Annotated in this window: 15 protein-coding genes; all 15 read left to right on the top strand. The window is 30.6% G+C overall.

Annotated features, from left to right (window positions below; all coding sequences use genetic code 11):
- The first annotated feature begins 64 nt into the window (after positions 1 to 64).
- The 15 genes from CPHY_RS06305 to CPHY_RS06375 all read left to right on the top strand — a co-directional run bounded on the left by CPHY_RS06305 (position 65) and on the right by CPHY_RS06375 (position 15624).
- Complete coding sequence (locus tag CPHY_RS06305) at positions 65 to 952, top strand: ATP-grasp fold amidoligase family protein (protein WP_012199224.1); 888 nt, start codon at positions 65 to 67, stop codon at positions 950 to 952.
- A gap of 62 nt (positions 953 to 1014) precedes the next feature.
- Positions 1015 to 1884: an ATP-grasp fold amidoligase family protein gene (locus tag CPHY_RS06310; protein WP_012199227.1), complete on the top strand. Its 870-nt coding sequence runs from the start codon at positions 1015 to 1017 to the stop codon at positions 1882 to 1884.
- Between the two features lie 91 nt (positions 1885 to 1975).
- Positions 1976 to 2629, top strand: coding sequence for a hypothetical protein (locus CPHY_RS06315; protein ID WP_012199229.1), 654 nt, complete (start codon positions 1976 to 1978; stop codon positions 2627 to 2629).
- The gene (locus tag CPHY_RS06320; RefSeq protein WP_041703289.1) at positions 2616 to 4034 is read left to right on the top strand and encodes a sugar transferase; all 1419 of its coding nucleotides are present in this window, start codon (positions 2616 to 2618) and stop codon (positions 4032 to 4034) included. The genes CPHY_RS06315 and CPHY_RS06320 overlap by 14 nt, the downstream gene beginning before the upstream one ends.
- A gap of 59 nt (positions 4035 to 4093) precedes the next feature.
- Positions 4094 to 4681, top strand: a complete 588-nt coding sequence (pssD, locus tag CPHY_RS06325) for a PssD/Cps14F family polysaccharide biosynthesis glycosyltransferase (RefSeq protein ID WP_242657971.1) — start codon at positions 4094 to 4096, stop codon at positions 4679 to 4681.
- A complete protein-coding gene (pssE, locus tag CPHY_RS06330) occupies positions 4669 to 5187 on the top strand; it encodes a PssE/Cps14G family polysaccharide biosynthesis glycosyltransferase (protein ID WP_408611154.1) in 519 nt (172 codons plus the stop codon). The genes pssD and pssE overlap by 13 nt, the downstream gene beginning before the upstream one ends.
- A gap of 22 nt (positions 5188 to 5209) precedes the next feature.
- On the top strand, positions 5210 to 6439 hold the full coding sequence (locus CPHY_RS06335; RefSeq protein ID WP_012199233.1) for a glycosyltransferase: 1230 nt from the start codon (positions 5210 to 5212) through the stop codon (positions 6437 to 6439).
- 8 nt (positions 6440 to 6447) lie between these two features.
- Entirely contained in the window at positions 6448 to 7359 is a 912-nt protein-coding gene (locus CPHY_RS06340) for an ATP-grasp fold amidoligase family protein (protein WP_012199234.1), read from the top strand.
- Between the two features lie 21 nt (positions 7360 to 7380).
- Positions 7381 to 8454: a glycosyltransferase gene (locus CPHY_RS06345; protein ID WP_012199238.1), complete on the top strand. Its 1074-nt coding sequence runs from the start codon at positions 7381 to 7383 to the stop codon at positions 8452 to 8454.
- Between the two features lie 12 nt (positions 8455 to 8466).
- On the top strand, positions 8467 to 9579 hold the full coding sequence (locus CPHY_RS06350; protein WP_012199239.1) for a sugar-transfer associated ATP-grasp domain-containing protein: 1113 nt from the start codon (positions 8467 to 8469) through the stop codon (positions 9577 to 9579).
- A 276-nt stretch (positions 9580 to 9855) separates the two neighbouring features.
- The gene (locus tag CPHY_RS06355; protein ID WP_198301338.1) at positions 9856 to 10896 is read left to right on the top strand and encodes an O-antigen ligase family protein; all 1041 of its coding nucleotides are present in this window, start codon (positions 9856 to 9858) and stop codon (positions 10894 to 10896) included.
- Positions 10897 to 10908: 12 nt separating this feature from the next.
- Positions 10909 to 12387 (top strand): oligosaccharide flippase family protein, encoded by a 1479-nt coding sequence (locus tag CPHY_RS06360; protein ID WP_012199241.1) that lies wholly within the window; start codon positions 10909 to 10911, stop codon positions 12385 to 12387.
- 42 nt (positions 12388 to 12429) lie between these two features.
- Complete coding sequence (locus tag CPHY_RS06365; protein WP_012199242.1) at positions 12430 to 13722, top strand: UDP-glucose dehydrogenase family protein; 1293 nt, start codon at positions 12430 to 12432, stop codon at positions 13720 to 13722.
- A 134-nt stretch (positions 13723 to 13856) separates the two neighbouring features.
- Positions 13857 to 14870 carry an NAD-dependent epimerase gene (locus tag CPHY_RS06370; RefSeq protein ID WP_012199243.1) on the top strand — a complete coding sequence of 338 codons (1014 nt, stop codon included), beginning with the start codon at positions 13857 to 13859 and terminating at the stop codon, positions 14868 to 14870.
- A 28-nt stretch (positions 14871 to 14898) separates the two neighbouring features.
- Entirely contained in the window at positions 14899 to 15624 is a 726-nt protein-coding gene (locus CPHY_RS06375; protein WP_012199244.1) for a CpsB/CapC family capsule biosynthesis tyrosine phosphatase, read from the top strand.
- Positions 15625 to 15644: the final 20 nt, after the last annotated feature.

A 15644-nucleotide genomic window follows, 5' to 3' on the forward strand; every position in this document is an offset into this window, starting at 1 on the left:
TCAGGAGGTATATTTGACACAATAGTAACTATTTTATTTTTATCATCTAAAGGAGATATAGAAAGTGAATACGAGGCTTAAGGAAGTTATTTTAGCACCTATGAACTTATTATATAGAATTAAACCTGAATTATGTTTAAAGATTTTATATCGCTTGAAGACTGGTAGAAAGTTAAATTTAAATAACCCAAGAGTATATTCTGAAAAAGTACAGTGGCTTAAACTAAATTATAAAAATAAACTTTTACCGATATGTGCAGATAAATATACAGTAAGACAATATGTAAAAAAATGTGGCCTCGAAAGTATACTTGTAAAATTATTATGGGAAGGGTATAACCCGAATGATATACCATTTGATGACCTACCACAGAAATTTGTAATTAAAGTAACCCATGGATGTGGGTGGAATATTATTTGTAAAAATAAAAATCAATTGAATGTTCCAAAAACAATTAAAAAATTAATACGGTGGCTAAAAACAAAGTATCTTCCTTGCTATGGTGAATGGTTTTATGGAGTTATAAAACCAAGAATTATTATAGAAGAATATCTCGATAACGGAACTGGGAAAGTGCCTATCGATTATAAGATATTTTGTTTTCATGGAGAACCCAAATATATTGCAGCACATGTTGATAGATTCATTAATCATAGAAGAAAAATGTATGATATAGAATGGAATCCATTTCCCATTACTGCCAGATATGTTGATCCTAATGTACATGTAGAAAAACCAAAGGAACTAGATAAACTTTTAGGGTATGCCAGAATACTATCAAAAGAATTTATACATGTGAGAGTAGATTTCTATATAGTGAAATCTAAAATATATTTCGGTGAATTAACTTTCGCTGATGAGGCTGGGTTTGGGACCATTTCTCCCAAAGAAATGGAGAAAAAGATAAGCAGCTGGATTAAACTGCCTTTACATCAAGAAGGGTATTCTTAGAATAATGATGGAAAGTTTAAATAATAAAAGACATTTTATATTAGCATAAGGAGATATATAACATGAATAAGAGTGTAAAGAAATTTATTTTAGCACCAATGAACTTATTATATAAAATTAACCCGGAATTAGATCTTAAAATCTTATATCGATTGAGAATCCATAGAAAGTTAAATTTAGAAAACCCAAAGACGTATACGGAAAAACTTCAATGGATTAAGCTTTATTATAAAAATAAATTACTACCAATATGTGTAGATAAATATGAAGTAAGACAATTTGTAAAAAAATGTGGTTGTGAAAATATACTTACAAAATTACTTTGGGAAGGGTATAACCCACAGGATATTCCATTTGAAGATCTACCGCAAAAATTTGTAATTAAAGTTACACATGGAAGCGGAATGAACATTATTTGTAAGAATAAAAATGATTTAAATATTCCGAAAACAATTAGAACATTAAAGCGAAGGTTAAAAGAAAAGTATTTTCCATGCTATGGGGAATGGTTTTATGGAGTCATAAGGCCAAGGATTATAATAGAAGAATTTCTTGATGATGGAAAAGGTTACTCTCCGATGGATTATAAAATATATTGCTTTCATGGGCAGCCAAAATGTATCATAGCACATGTTGACAGATTTACGAATCATCGAAGTCATATGTATGATCTGGAATGGAACTCCATTGAGAATATATCGACGAAAGAAATAGATCCCAATCTAACTGTAGAAAAACCAAAGGAATTAGATCAATTATTAGAGTATGCAAGAATTTTATCTAAAGATTTTATGCATGTTAGAGTGGATTTATATAGTTTGAATTCTAAAATATACTTTGGCGAATTAACTTTTACTAGTGACTCTGGATTTATGACTATTAGCCCAATAGAAACAGATGAAGAAATAGGAAGCTGGATTGTGCTACCGTAAGTCTAACTTTCTAATTTATTAACTGTTAATAGTAACAATTCGACAACTCATCAATATAATAAACAATCTATTTAAAAATGAGGTGTTTTTATTGAACAAACATAATATGCTTTCTTGCATAACAATATTTGTATTACTAATTATTGCTTGTATAGTAATAACTATTAAATTTAGTTTATTAAATAATGCTGATAAAATAACAGAAGAATATACCAGCAAAGTACATATAGAGGATGATAATTTGAATGAAACCGAAAATGCTATTTTAAATATACTTATTGATACTGCTTCTACATCAAATATTCAATCAACTACTTTAAGTGAAACATATTATACCTATTTAAAAAGTTATCTTGAAAGCACAAAAGTGCAATTAGAACCAGAAACTTTATATCAACTAGAAGATAACATGAAAGACATAACTGCAATTATAAGTTTAGAAAAAGTAAGTAATATTAAAAGCATGTCACTAGATTCTAGAGAAATAGTATTAAGTATAACAAAACAAATATATAAAACTTGCGGATTAAAGATAGTATTTAATCTACAAGGGGATATACAAAAGATATCTGATATCAATGGAAATTATTTAGACTTAGGCGAAAGTTTATTTGAACAGGAGTTTTTTGATTTTCCTATATTTTTATCTGTACTATTTGTAGTGCTTTTCTTATTTCATATATGTTTACGCATTGCAAAGAAAAATCAATTATTTATAAAGGAAGAGAGATATGAACTTCATTAAAAAAAATGCCCCTAATAAATATCTGCTAGCAGTAGATTTATGCTGCATTTTATTATCTTTCTTTTTTACAACATGGATACGTTATGGAGGAATAACTAGATATTGGGTTAGAAATATGTATGGAATTGCATTTATCTTTATTCTCCTTTTATATATAGCAATCTACTATGCTTATGATACCTATAGTAGAATTTTTAAGCGTGGATTCCTAGAGGAATTAATTTCGATTATTAAAATAAACTGCTTGCTTGCAGTAACTCTTACTTTCTCAATGTTTGTCTTCCAGGAAGGAACAGCATATTCGAGATTATTTTTCTTGACTTTTTTTACACTTAATATATTAATAAATTATTTAGCCAGATTGTATTTTAAGTTTTTTTTACTTGCTGTTTATAAAAAGAGTGGCTCTAGCAGTAAGCTTATGATAATAACAACTTTAGATAAAGCAAAAGAAGTTTTAGATAGAATTAGAAAAGAAAATGACTGGGAGTATCAAGTTACATACTTAACTATAGTGGACAGGCAATTAATTGGAGACTGGATTGAAGAAATACCTGTTAAGGCAAATTTAGTTAATATGTATGAAGTAGCAAGACAAGAGGTAGTGGATGAAGTATTTATATATCTTCCTAATGACTCCTCTTTATCTATTGATTTAGATGAGACAATACTTGAATTTGTTAATATGGGAGTGACGGTTAACTTAAGTATTAATGCATTTGGATTAAAGGTACGTGAGAAAATAGTTCGTGAAATAAGTGGGTACTATGCACTGAGTTTTAGTACACGTTTATTAAAGGAATCCCAAAAACACTTGAAAAGGGTTATGGATGTTGCAGGAGGAATTGTAGGATGTATATTAACATTAGTATTGATTGTGTTCCTAGCCCCAGCTATTAAATTAGAATCACCAGGACCAATTTTCTTTTCACAAGTGCGAGTAGGTAAAAACGGAAGACGTTTTAAAATATATAAATTTCGTTCCATGGATTTAGATGCAGAAAAGCGCAAGGAAGAATTGATGAATCAAAATGAAATGGAAGGCTTTATGTTTAAAATGAAAGACGATCCGAGATTAACAAAAGTAGGTAAGTTTATGCGAAAAACAAGTCTTGATGAGTTTCCACAGTTCTTTAACATCTTAAAAGGAGATATGAGTTTAGTGGGAACCAGGCCGCCTACAGAAGATGAGTTCCTTAGGTATGAAGGGAGGCATAAGAGGAGGCTAGCTCTTAAATGTGGATTGACTGGGTTATGGCAGGTTAGTGGAAGAAGTGATATTCAGGATTTTGAAGAAGTGGTTAAGTTGGATCTGGAATATATCGATAACTGGTCATTTAAGTTGGATATAAAGATATTATTAAAAACAGTGGTAGTTGTATTATTTGGAAAGGGATCTAGATAAGAAACAGTAGTAACTGCATTATTTGGAGAAGTTCTAGGTAATATACAATGGAATGGGTTATGGAAAGGCTTAAGAGAAATATTTGTTATAGGGTCATAATTGAAAGGAGTTGTCATATAGTTAATAAAATGAAAAGAAAATTAGAAAAGGGGAAGAAAAGTATAGAGATAAATAATGAATTTAAAGGTAAACATAATCGTAATCCCAAAATATGCCTCGTATCTTCCTCAGGAGGACATTGGGAACAGCTTAAAAAGTTGCAGCCACTAATAGATAAATATAGTGGCTTCTTTATTACTGAGAAAACCCAGATTGAGGAAAATGCAAAGTATTTCATGAAGCAGACTGATTTAAAAGATAAATGGATGCCATTTAAAATGCTTTATAATTCCATTTATGCCTTGTTTATTTGGTTAAAAGAACGCCCTGACTTTATTATTACTACTGGCACAATGATTGCCTATCCCTTTTACATATTATCTATTATTTTCCATAAAAAATTTATCTTTATCGAAACCTTTGGTAGGGCTAATATGCCCACTGAAGCAGGAAAAAGAATGGAAAAGCACACTGACTTATTTATTGTTCAATGGGAATCCCAGAAAAAATTTTACAAAAATGCAATCTACGGGGGGTGTTTGTATTGATTTTTGTATGCGTAGGTTCTAGAAGCTACCAATTTGACCGCCTATTTGCAAAACTAGATAAATTGTGGGAGGAAGGAATTATTAAGGAAGATATTTTTGCTCAAATTGGAGTTTCCTCCTATAAACCAAAACATTTCCAATATAAAGATTTTATAGCGGAAGAAGAATTTATTGATAAAATTAATGAGGCTCATATCGTTATTAGTCATGGTGCATCAGGATCTATTATGAAAGCTTTAAATGCAAAGAAGAAGGTTGTTGCAGTAACCAGATTAGAGAAATATGGCGAGCATATAAATGATCATCAAATACAAATTAACGAAGCTTTTGCGGTAAATAAATACGTACTATCCGTTTACAATATGGAGGAATTAGGTGAAGCTCTCAAGGCGTATTATGAAGATACGGCTGAAATTGTGCCCTGGGAGAATACAGACCCTATGGCAATAGTTAATTTAATAGATAATTTTATTATAGAAAATTGGTATTCTGTGAAGAGTTTATAAAATAATTGCAAAGAGGAATAGGATGATGAATCCATATAAAACAAAGAAATATTTATTTTTAATTACTGGAATGGTAATGGGTGGCGCCGAACGTGTTATGGCGACAATAGCCAATGAATTCGCTGAGAGAGGAAATGAAGTATTAATAGTATCTTTGAAAGATTCTAGTAGTACTTATAGGCTTGACCCAAGGGTAAAGATAGTAGGAGCAAAGGGTAACATCCAGTCAAAGTATAAATTCATTCGTATGCTAAAGCTTATTTTTAGTGGCATAAAGGGCTTTTTTTACTACTTATACTATTTAAAAACATATAAACCAGATGTTGTATTATCATTCTTAACCTATTCTAATTTGTTAGCTGTTATAACACGTTTGTTATTTGTAAGAAATATACCAGTAGTGATATCAGAACGATGTGATCCTTTAAAAAGAGGATATATTATTAAAAAAATTTGCGAATTTATTTATCCGAAAGCAGATTGTTTGGTATGTCAAAGCAAAAGAGTTGGATATTATTTTAGAAAATCGTTTAGAAAGACAAACATAAAGACAAACATAAAAACAAACATAAAGACAAACAGAAAGACAAACATAAAGACAAACATAAAGATTATACCCAATCCTGTAAACCTTGAATGTGTGGCACAAACAATTCCTGAAAAAAGACGAAATACTATTATTGCAGTAGGTAGGTTAGATTCTCAAAAAAATTATAATTTATTAATTGAAGGTTTCCAAGAAATTAAGAGTGATTATTCTGATTATATTGTTGAGATATATGGACAGGGACCAGAATATAATAATCTATATCAAAAAATCCAGGCTCTTCACTTGGAAAACAATATATTTTTAAATGGTATTAAAAATAACGTAATGCAAAGTGTTCATGATGCTAAGCTCTTTGTTATGACCTCAGATTTCGAAGGATTTCCCAATGCTTTAGTTGAGGCCATGGCTTCAGGGCTCCCGGTTATTTCTACTGATTTTCCGACAGGAATAGCAAAAGAATTAATAAAAGATGGAGTAAATGGCTATGTAGTTCCAAGGAATGATAAAAAAGAACTGGCTAAGGCAATGGTTAAAATTCTTAATAATTCAGAATTGCAAGAGTCTATGAGTATGGAGAACAGAAAAATAACCAAACAATTAGATATAGATAAAATTATGGATAAATGGAGTACTGTTTTGAATGAAGAGTATAAAAGAGGCTTTTGTCACTCTAATCAATATTTTAAATTAAAGAATAGGTGAATTAAATAATGAGAGATTTATTAGAACGAATTATAAAAGAACCAGTTTTGTATTTAATTTACGCTTTAGGAAGAATATTAAACGGAACGTTATGGTTAGATAAAGTATATCTTAAAATACTATTTAGATTCAGAATAGGAAAATCACTAAATCTTAAAAAGCCTAAGACATATAATGAAAAAGTCCAATGGTTGAAGCTATATGACAGAAATCCAGAATACTCAAAATTAGTGGATAAATATGAAGTCAGAAAATATATTGCAAAGACGATAGGCGAAGAATATTTAATTCCATTATTGGGAGTATGGAAGAGATTTGAAGATATAGATTTTAATAAGTTACCCAATCAATTTGTATTAAAATGCACACACGATTCTGGTGGGGTCATAATTTGTAAAGATAAAAGTACATTTGATAGGGAAGCCGCCCGAAAAAAATTAAACCGTTATTTAAAAAGAAACTATTATATCAACTCAAGAGAATGGGTATATAAGAATATAAAGCCAAGAATTATTGCAGAAAAATACATAGTTGGTGAATCAGGAGCAGATTTAAAAGATTATAAATTTATGTGTTATCATGGGCAACCAAAAACAGTGGATATTATATCGAATAGAGAGTCGGATCCTAGATCAGACATGTTTGATATAAACTTTAAGAGGTTACCTGTAATTAATTATTTTAAAAATAGTGAGCAGATAATTAATAAACCCGAAGATTTTGAAGAAATGATTAGGTTATGTAAAGTGTTATCAAAGGATCTTATTCATGTTAGGTGTGATTTTTATGACATCAATGGAAAAGTCTATTTTGGTGAAATAACATTTTATCAATGTAGTGGTCTTGAAAAATATGAACCCTATAAGTATGATGTAATATTTGGAAGTTGGATTCACCTTCCGATAGAAAGAAAAAACTAAAAAAGGATAGATCTAAAATAAATGAAAAAGAAAATCGTATTTGTGAATGCAAGTCTTACGGATGGTGGGTCTGAAAGAGTAATGTCCACTCTTGCAAATTATTTAGCTGATAAAGGTTTCGATGTTACTATGATAGTTGTTAGAAATAGAGAGCGGACCTATAAATTAAATAGTAATGTTACGGATGTTCAGTTAACTTATAAAAATAATAATAAATTTTATATTTTATATAAAAGGATATATGAAATAAGAAAAATTGTAAAGCAGCTAAATGCAGATACAATTATATCATTTATGACTGATATTAATTTTTTCACTATTCTTTCTTGTATAAATCTAAAAAAAAGAGTCATTATTTCAGAACGTGCGCACCCTTTGCTAATCAATGTAGATGAAAAGAAACCTTTATACATTAGAATTTTTAGAAAAATATTATATCCTTTGGCAGATAGTATTGTATTCCAAACTAAATTTGCTAAAAGTTGCTATTCTTTAAAAATGCAAAGGAAGAGTTTTATTATACCTAATCCCATTTCTCCTAACTTACCAAATGTTTATGAAGGACTACGTAAAAAAGTCATTGTTGCAGCAGGACGTTTTTCAGAAGAAAAGAATTTTGAAATGTTGATTACTGCCTTTTCAGAAGTGTCCCAGATACATAAGGATTATAAATTAATTATTTATGGCCGTGGTCATATGTTAAGAGAGTTAAAATTACTGAGAAAAAAATTAAAACTTGAAGAAAAGGTAAAATTCCCTGGTTATGTAGAAAACTTAATGGAATGTATTAAGGATGCCTCCATTTATGTTTCATCTTCTGATTTTGAGGGCATATCTAACTCAATGTTAGAAGCACTGGCAATGGGAATACCATCGATATGTACCGATTGTCCTGTTGGCGGTGCGGCAATGGTAATAGAGAATAATAAAAATGGTATATTAATTCCAGTAGGAGATGTTAAAGCACTAAGAGATGCAATGCTAAAAATTATAGAAGATAAAGAGTTTGCTAAGTTACTGTCTGTAGAAGCAGTAAGAGTAAGAGAAAAATATGATGTATCAAAGATCTGTAAGAAATGGATTGATATAATCTGAAAGGATTTAGATATGGGGATCTTAAAAAAAGAACGAGCTTTGTTAAATCATTTTATCGATAAAAGTTTTTGTACTGGCTTAAAAGTAGGAGAATATAAATACATATGGGGATACCGAAATTTATGGAGAAAGGTAGTTTTATCAAAGAAACAAACAAATTCAATTCAAAGAAATTTTAAGAAATATTATGGGAAATCTTTTTCAACAAAGTGGCATCGTTTTTATCAAAGTTATACTGGAAAGTTCGATAAAGATTATTTTCCTGAAATTCTATTTTCGACTGAATTAGAACCTTTATTAAACCCTCGTAGTATCAGTTTAACATTGGAAGATAAAAATCTTCTAGAACCTTTATATAAGTCAGTGAAGGGACTTAAAATCCCTAAAACATTAATTGGTAATAGCTATGGTACCTATTATTCTAATATAGAAGGCAAAAGAAAAATTATAAATGATAAGAAAGCCTGTGACATAATAAGCAATACGGATTATGTGGTTATTAAGCCTACGATTGGAACACATTCAGGCAGTGGTATTATGATTTGTAAATTTATGAATGGTATCGATGAATTTACCCAAAGTTCTTGTAGCGATATTTTAGAATTGTACAAAGAAAATTTTATAATTCAAGAATATATTACTAATTGTAAAGAATTAAGTTCACTCTATGGAGAATCATTAAATACTATAAGAGTGGTTACATATATTTTAGATAACAAGTTATATTATCTTCCTTTAGCTCTTCGTTTAGGATGTGATGGGAATAAAGTTGATAATATAGGAGCTGGCGGTCTTTTTATAGGGATATCACAAGAGGGATATTTAAATCCTTATGCTTTTGCTGAAATTGGAACGAAATATAGTCACCATCCCAATAGTAAAGTAGTATTTCGGAATTATTTTATACCCAATATACCTAAAGTTCTAGAAATGGCATATTGTTGTCATTTAAAAACACCACAAGTTAAAATGGTTTCTTGGGATTTTACTATTGATGAGAGTTTAAATGTAGTGTTAATTGAGGCTAATATGTTAGGTCAAAGTGTGGGGTTCCCACAAATGGCGAATGGGGAAAGTGCTTTTGGAGTTAATACTGGAAGGATGCTAAAGTTAATTCGAAAATAAGCGAAAGGTGGGGGAAATTGAGTAAAGGAATAAAAAATGAATAATCTTAAGTTTAATTCAATGTTTTATAAAAGCAGATTCATAATACGAATTCCTAAAGATATATGCAATTTTCTGATTTTTGGTATAGCAGTTGCATTTATTGCTTTACGATCAATTGTCCCAGTTTTATATGGTGTTCAATTACTTTTTATATCCTGCATGGGGATCATAGCCTTAAAGAATTTAAATAAATTATTTACTACTAAATATGTAGTCGTTTATGGATTATTTTTTATGTGGTGTTGTCTTTCTGTTCTTTGGTCACCAGCAATGGACAAAACAATAGCTGCAGCTGTAAGCATAGGTCAGATGGTAGTTATTTGTTCCCTAATGACACTTTATTTAGTAAGTGTAGAAAATATAGAAAAGATTTTATATGGGATTGCTATAGCAAGTCTTATTATGATCGTCTTTTTGATCATAAAAACACAACCATCTGAATGGATATATGTTTTAAAAGGCTCATTTTCAGCCTCCTCCGATAAAGGCAGAATAGGGTATTCCATAGGTCATCATCCCAATGCTATGGGTAATTTATGCGCTTTATTAGCCTTTCTATGGTTATATTTTTACGACAAATCAAAACGTAAAATTTATTTAGTATGGATTTTGTTATTAAGTTTAATTCTTTTATTTACAAAATCAAGGGCAGCTATTCTAATGCTTATTATGTACTTTTTTGGATATATTTTTCTTGCTAAAAAAAGAAGCTTTTTATTCATTAAAATAATTCCAATAACAGTCATATTATCACTCATATTATACTGGGCGATATTTAATATACCTATTTTATATGAATTGATTGGTTTTAGAATTGAGGGAGTATTTGGGGTATTTAACTCCTCTTATACTATGGATGCTAGTTCCTATACCAGAATAAATATGATGAAATATGGACTAGACATGTTTATAAAACATCCTTTTTTAGGAGTTGGTTTTGGAAATTATGGATATTATGCCTATCATTATTATGATTTATTTTCTGAAACCTATGCTCACAGTAATTATATCGAAATACTAGCGGGATTGGGAGTGGTTGGTATATTCCTTTATTATATCCTACCAGTTGCTAGCTGTATTATTCTTGGACTGACGTTAAAAAGAACAGAAGGGAATAAGCGTAAGCTATGTGCTTTCTTATTTGTTGCTATTATTGTTAGATTAATAACGGATTTTATAAAGATTACATATAGCGATGAATTAACACAAATGATAAATGTAATTTGTATCTGTGGTGCTAGTGTAATAAATAAAATGCAAAAGGCAGGCGGGTGACAAATATAATCAATGAGTGAAAATTTTAATTACAAAATAGTAAAAGCTACAAAGTGGTCAACATTTACAGAAGTTTTTGTAAAAATACTATCTCCTATTATGAATATGATTCTGGCAAGAATTCTTACACCGGAAGCATTTGGTGTAGTGGCTTCTATCACTATGATAACAAGTTTAGCTGATATATTTTCAGATGCAGGATTTCAAAGTTTCTTGGTTCAACATGAATTTAAAAGCGAAGAGGAATTAGATAATAGTACAACAGTTGCTTTTTGGTCTAATTTCATAATCTCATGTTTGATATATTTGTTAATATTTATTACAAGAAATCATATTGCTAGAATGCTAGGAAGTCCGAATTTAGGATTTGCAATTAGTATAGCCAGTCTAAATATACTATTAACCACATTTTCAAGTATCCAAATAGCAAGATATCGAAGAAATTTTGATTATAAAACACTTTTTTACGTTCGAATTGTTAGTTCTGGAGTACCATTTTTAGTTACGATACCTATGGCTATGATCTACAAAAATTATTGGGCTTTATTAATTGGTACTCTAGCATCCAATATAATTAGTGTAATCGGGCTTACGATTCGATCTGATTGGAAGCCTAGATTCTACTTTAGTATAAGACATTTTAAAGAAATGTTCTCATTTAGCATGTGGACATTTTTAGATATTATAACGATGTGGTTGGTATCCTATACAGGAACTTTTATAGTAGGATATTATTTAAATGATTATTATCTTGGATTATATAAAATCTCAATTACTACAGTGGATAGTTATATGGCTATTATCACAGGTTCCACTGCAACTGTTTTATTTTCTGCTTTATCACGGTTAAAAGATGACCAAAAAGAATATGAAAAGACACTTTTTACATTCCAAAGAATGATATCCATGTTTGTTATGCCTATGGGGATTGGATTATTCCTTTACCGTGGCTTAGCAACTAAAATTCTACTAGGTTCTCAATGGACAGAAGCAAAGGATTTTATTGGACTATGGGCATTAATTAGTGCAATCAATGTTATATTTGGACAAAACATTAGTGAAGTTTTACGAAGTAAGGGGAAACCCCATTTAGCACTTTTAGCACAATTTTTGCATTTAATTGTTCTTGTTCCCGCGCTAAGTTTTACATCAAAAATAAGTTTTAGAGCACTATATATAACCCGTTCTTTGGTAAAACTAGAATATGTTTTTGTAGGCTTGGTTCTTCTTTGGATAGCATTAAGAATATCATTTCTAAGAATACTTAGGAATGTAGCACCGACGATTATAGCATCCTTATTGATGGGGGGTATAGCTATCGTATTGCAAAAGGTAAGCAACGCGGTAATTTGGGAATTTATATCTATATTTATATGTATGCTGGTGTACTTTGGAATCATTTTATCCAATCCATCCATGCGCGGTGATTTAATAGGTATAAAACTTGTCAGAAAGATATTAAGTAAGATTAAGTTTTTGAAAATAGATTAGAAGTTAATATAAGATGATTTCTCAAAAGAGAGAGGAGATAAATTGAATATAGCTGTTGCGGGTACCGGTTACGTAGGATTAGTGGCAGGTGTATGTTTTGCTGAAAAAGGACATAAGGTTATCTGTGTTGATACAGATAAGGAGAAGGTTGAATTGATGAAATCCGGAGTTTCTCCAATTTATGAAGCTGATTTAGAAGATCTGATGAGAAAGAATTATGAAGAAGGTCGACTAAATTATACTACCGACTATGGATTGGCTTATAAAAATGCAGATGCAATCTTCATAGGAGTTGGAACACCTGAACTACCAGATGGATCTGCGAATCTTTCCTACATAGCTACAGTAGCACGACAAATTGCAGAGTCTGTTGAACAAGATTGTCTAGTAGTTGTTAAGTCCACCGTTCCTGTTGGTACCAATGATAAAGTTGAACAGTTTATAAAAGACTTCCTTATCCATGATGTAAAAGTTGAAGTAGCAAGTAATCCAGAGTTTCTAGCACAGGGTAGTGCTGTAAGGGATACTTTGAAAGCTTCAAGAGTCATAATAGGAACAGAAAGTAAAGAGGCTGAAGATAAGCTTCTAGAAATTTATGAACCTTTTGGTCTACCTATGGTATCTGTAAGTAGAAGAAGTGCAGAAATGATAAAATATGCTTGTAATAATTTTCTCGCCTTAAAAATCTCCTATATGAATGATATTGCAAATTTATGCGAATTGGTTGATGCAGATATTGAAGAGGTAGCAAAGGGGATGTCTTTTGATGCTAGAATTGGTTCTAGCTTCTTAAATGCAGGTATAGGCTATGGAGGAAGCTGTTTTCCGAAGGATACCAAAGCTTTAAAATATCTTGCAAAACAATATTACTATGATTTAAAAACAGTAGGAGCAGCAGTAGAAGTTAATAAAGAACAAAAAACAAAGTTATTTACGAAAGCCAGGAAACGACTAATTACGTTCCAGGGGCTTAAAGTTGCAGTATTAGGACTTTCTTTTAAACCTGGTACAGATGATTTAAGAGAAGCACCATCCCTTGATAATATAGCACTTCTTCTTGAACAAGGTGCAAATATCTATGCATATGACCCTGTAGCTATGTGTAACTTCAAAAAAAGATATCCGGATGAAATTATATATACACATACACCAGAAGAAGCATTAGAAGGAGCCAATGTATGTTTTATCTTTACTGAATGGAAAGAAATTAAAGAAACTACGCCAGATACATATAAAAAATATATGAGGACACCTTTAGTATATGATGGACGTAATATATATAAGCCTGAGGAAATGAAGGAAGCAGGCATAGAGTATTATTCTATTGGAAGATAAACATGATTAGATGTAAAAATCTAAAAGTCGGTTGTGAGATGAATATTGATATATAAATTGTCATTCATCATTTAAAGGTCTTGAACTTTTGACAATCTAAGCAATAATTAAAATTAAATTAAAAAGGATGAATTATGAGGTCGGTTATTAATAAGCTAGATATAACAAAAATATATTTAGTAACAGGAACAGCAGGGTTTATTGGATTTCATCTTGCAAAGATGCTTCTCGATCAGGGTGCAACGGTTGTTGGTTATGATAATATAAATGATTATTATGATACAAAGTTTAAGTATGCAAGGCTTAATATTTTAGAAAAGTATAATAATTTTACATTCATGAAAGGCGATCTTGCGGATAAACAAGCCATTGACAAATTATTTATAGAATGCAAACCGCAAATAGTGGTAAATCTGGCTGCCCAAGCAGGTGTTCGCTATAGTATAGAAAAGCCTGAAACGTACATAAATTCTAATATCATAGGTTTTTTCAATATTTTAGAGGCATGCAGACATTATGGAGTGGAACATTTGATTTTTGCTTCTTCTAGTTCTGTATATGGAGCCAATCAAAAAGTACCTTTTTCTACCTATGATAAAACTGATACCCCTGTTAGTCTCTATGCGGCTACAAAGAAATCCAATGAATTGATGGCGTATCCTTATAGCCATCTTTATGGAATACCAACGACTGGGCTTCGTTTCTTTACCGTTTATGGCCCATATGGTAGACCAGACATGGCTTATTTCTCTTTTACTAAATCTATAATGGAAAGTAAGCCAATCAAAATATTCAACAATGGTGATATGTATAGAGATTTCACATATATCGATGATATTGTAAAAGGAATTGAGCAAATATTATGTAATCCACCTGAACAAGATGAGAATAAGATAAAATATAAAATTTACAACATCGGTAATAACAAACCTGTTAAGTTAATGGATTGTATAGAATTATTAGAAAAATATATAGGTAAGAAAGCCATAAAAGAATATTTACCTATGCAGCTTGGGGAAGTGTATCAAACATATGCTGATCTATGCGACTTAGAGGAAGACTTTCATTTTATACCAAGTACCTCCATTGAAACTGGGTTAAGTAATTTTGTGGAGTGGTATAAGAAAACATGTAATAATGAATTATAAGATTGTTTAGATCAAAGGGGAGATTTTATTGAATCAATGGACTGATATTCATATCCATATACTTCCATCTGTTGATGACGGTTCGGTAAATTTAGAACAAACACGAAGTATGTTGGAAATAGCACACGAAGAGGGGATTATTCATATCATAGCAACTCCACATTATGGAGTTGGATATATAAATCCAGACATACAAGAACTTCAGAAAAAGCTAGAACTTGTTAGAGAAGAGGCTAAAAAGATTGATCCTGATTTTCAAATAGACTTAGGAAATGAATTATTTTATAGCGAGGATATTATAGAGCATTTAAAAAAGCAGAAGGCATTAACAATGGCAGGTACCAGATATGTTCTTGTAGAATTTCCCGTCTTTGAAAGCTTTCGAAACATCAGGACTGGATTACATCGATTACTTATTAACGGATATTTACCTATCCTTGCTCATGTCGAGAGATATGAAAGTTTATATCGGAATCTTGACAGAATAGAGGAATTAGTTAAGCTTGGTGTTTATATGCAAATGAATATTACAAGTATTCTTGGCGGTTTTACCAATCAAAGAAGTAAGTATTGTAAAAAATTAATGAGCAATGGATACATCCATTTTGTTGCTACAGATTCCCATTCTGATCATAATAGAGAACCAAGAATGATAAAGGGGGTAAACTATTTAAGCAAAAAGTATGGAATAGAATTCGTAAATCTATTGCTAGTTAAGAATACATCCCAATTATTAAGTAATAAATATATATGATGTGGAAGAGGAGCAAGTAT

It is taken from the genome of Lachnoclostridium phytofermentans ISDg (genome assembly GCF_000018685.1).
Classification (GTDB): Bacteria; Bacillota; Clostridia; order Lachnospirales; family Lachnospiraceae; genus Lachnoclostridium; species Lachnoclostridium phytofermentans.

Bases quoted from the DNA above. Each gene is read 5' to 3' on its own strand.
- pssD (WP_242657971.1), top strand. From the start codon at position 4,094: ATGGAAAGGCTTAAGAGAAATATTTGTTATAGGGTCATAATTGAAAGG.
- CPHY_RS06350 (WP_012199239.1), top strand. From the start codon at position 8,467: ATGGGGATCTTAAAAAAAGAACGAGCTTTGTTAAATCATTTTATCGAT.
- CPHY_RS06345 (WP_012199238.1), top strand. From the start codon at position 7,381: ATGAAAAAGAAAATCGTATTTGTGAATGCAAGTCTTACGGATGGTGGG.
- CPHY_RS06355 (WP_198301338.1), top strand. From the start codon at position 9,856: ATGTGGTGTTGTCTTTCTGTTCTTTGGTCACCAGCAATGGACAAAACA.
- CPHY_RS06310 (WP_012199227.1), top strand. From the start codon at position 1,015: ATGAATAAGAGTGTAAAGAAATTTATTTTAGCACCAATGAACTTATTA.
- CPHY_RS06370 (WP_012199243.1), top strand. From the start codon at position 13,857: ATGAGGTCGGTTATTAATAAGCTAGATATAACAAAAATATATTTAGTA.
- CPHY_RS06360 (WP_012199241.1), top strand. From the start codon at position 10,909: ATGAGTGAAAATTTTAATTACAAAATAGTAAAAGCTACAAAGTGGTCA.
- CPHY_RS06320 (WP_041703289.1), top strand. From the start codon at position 2,616: ATGAACTTCATTAAAAAAAATGCCCCTAATAAATATCTGCTAGCAGTA.
- CPHY_RS06340 (WP_012199234.1), top strand. From the start codon at position 6,448: ATGAGAGATTTATTAGAACGAATTATAAAAGAACCAGTTTTGTATTTA.
- CPHY_RS06335 (WP_012199233.1), top strand. From the start codon at position 5,210: ATGATGAATCCATATAAAACAAAGAAATATTTATTTTTAATTACTGGA.